Origin of the sequence: Paracoccus endophyticus (assembly GCF_003286075.1) — a bacterium.
Taxonomy (GTDB): domain Bacteria; phylum Pseudomonadota; class Alphaproteobacteria; order Rhodobacterales; family Rhodobacteraceae; genus Paracoccus; species Paracoccus endophyticus.
Genome location: NZ_QLUV01000047.1, coordinates 1 through 1,333 on the forward strand (window position 1 = coordinate 1; position 1,333 = coordinate 1,333).

At 63.5% G+C, this 1,333-nt stretch carries 1 protein-coding gene; it reads left to right on the plus strand.

Annotation, left to right across the window (positions count from 1 at the left end; genetic code table 11):
• The first annotated feature begins 63 nt into the window (after positions 1-63).
• A complete protein-coding gene (locus tag DPQ23_RS15175; RefSeq protein WP_112875592.1) occupies positions 64-1,278 on the plus strand; it encodes an IS256 family transposase in 1,215 nt (404 codons plus the stop codon).
• Positions 1,279-1,333: the final 55 nt, after the last annotated feature.

A 1,333-nucleotide genomic window follows, 5' to 3' on the forward strand; every position in this document is an offset into this window, starting at 1 on the left:
GAGAGTGTCCGATCTTCTGTGTATCGCTGATCTGGTCCATGCTTCCTGAGAGGAGCAAGGACGATGACGATTTCCAACGAACTGCTGGACGAGTTGCTGAAGGGCTGCAAGCGGCCTGAGGACCTGCTCGGTGATGCCGGACTGATGAAGGAGCTGAAGGTCCGGCTGATGGAGCGGATGCTGGGCGCCGAACTGACTGCGCATCTGGGCTATGATGCCGGCGCCGAGCCGCCGCCGGAACAGTCCAACCGGCGCAACGGGACCGCGACCAAGCGGGTGAAGGGCTCCGACGGCGAGGTGCCGCTTTCTGTGCCGCGCGACCGGGATGGCAGCTTCGAGCCGGAGCTGGTGAAGAAGGGCCAGACCCGGATCGACGGGATCGACGACAAGATCATCGGCCTTTACGCCGCCGGCTTGTCGGTTCGCGACATCCAGGCTCATCTCGAGGAGCTTTACGGACTTCGGGTGTCGCCGGACCTGATCAGCCGCGTCACCGATGCCGTGCTGGAAGAAGTCCGGGACTGGCAGCACCGGGCACTGGACCGGATGTATCCCATTGTGATCTTCGATGCCCTGCGGGTGAAGATCCGCGACGCGGACAGCCGCATGGTCAAGAACAAGGCGGTCTACATCGCCCTGGGCGTCACCCGCGAGGGGGAGCGCGAGGTCCTCGGCCTTTGGATCGCCGACAACGAAGGCGCCAAGTTCTGGCTGTCGGTGATGAACGAACTGCGCAACCGGGGCGTCCAGGACATCCTGATCGCGGTCGTGGATGGGCTGAAGGGCTTCCCGGAAGCGATCACCGCCGCCTTCCCGGAAACCACGGTCCAGACCTGCATCGTCCACCTGATCCGGCACTCGATGAACTTCTGCAGTTGGAAGGACCGCAAGGCCGTGGCCGCCGACCTGCGCCCGATCTATGAGGCCCCGACCGCTGAGGAGGCCGCCAGCCGGCTCGATGCTTTCGAGGAAAAATGGGCCGGAAGATACCCGTCCATCGCCCCGGCCTGGCGCCGGGCCTGGGCCGAGGTGATCCCTTTCTTTGCCTTCAGTGCCGCGATCCGAAAGACCATCTACACCACGAACGCCGTGGAATCGCTGAACCGGGTGCTGCGGAAAACCCTGAAGACCAAGGGCTCGTTCCCGACCGAGGAGGCCGCAACCAAGCTGATCTTCCTCGCCATCCGCAATTTCGAGAAGGGCGGCCGCGCTGTCCGGGAGTGGGTTGCCGCACGAAACCAGCTGGCCATAATGTTCGCAGGGCGCTTCGACGCCTGACCGTATCTGAAAACCGCATGGGCCAGGTCAGATACACAGAGTTTCAGACACTCCC

Excerpts from the sequence above, each read along its gene's own strand:
- DPQ23_RS15175 (WP_112875592.1), top strand. The coding sequence starts at position 64 with ATGACGATTTCCAACGAACTGCTGGACGAGTTGCTGAAGGGCTGCAAG.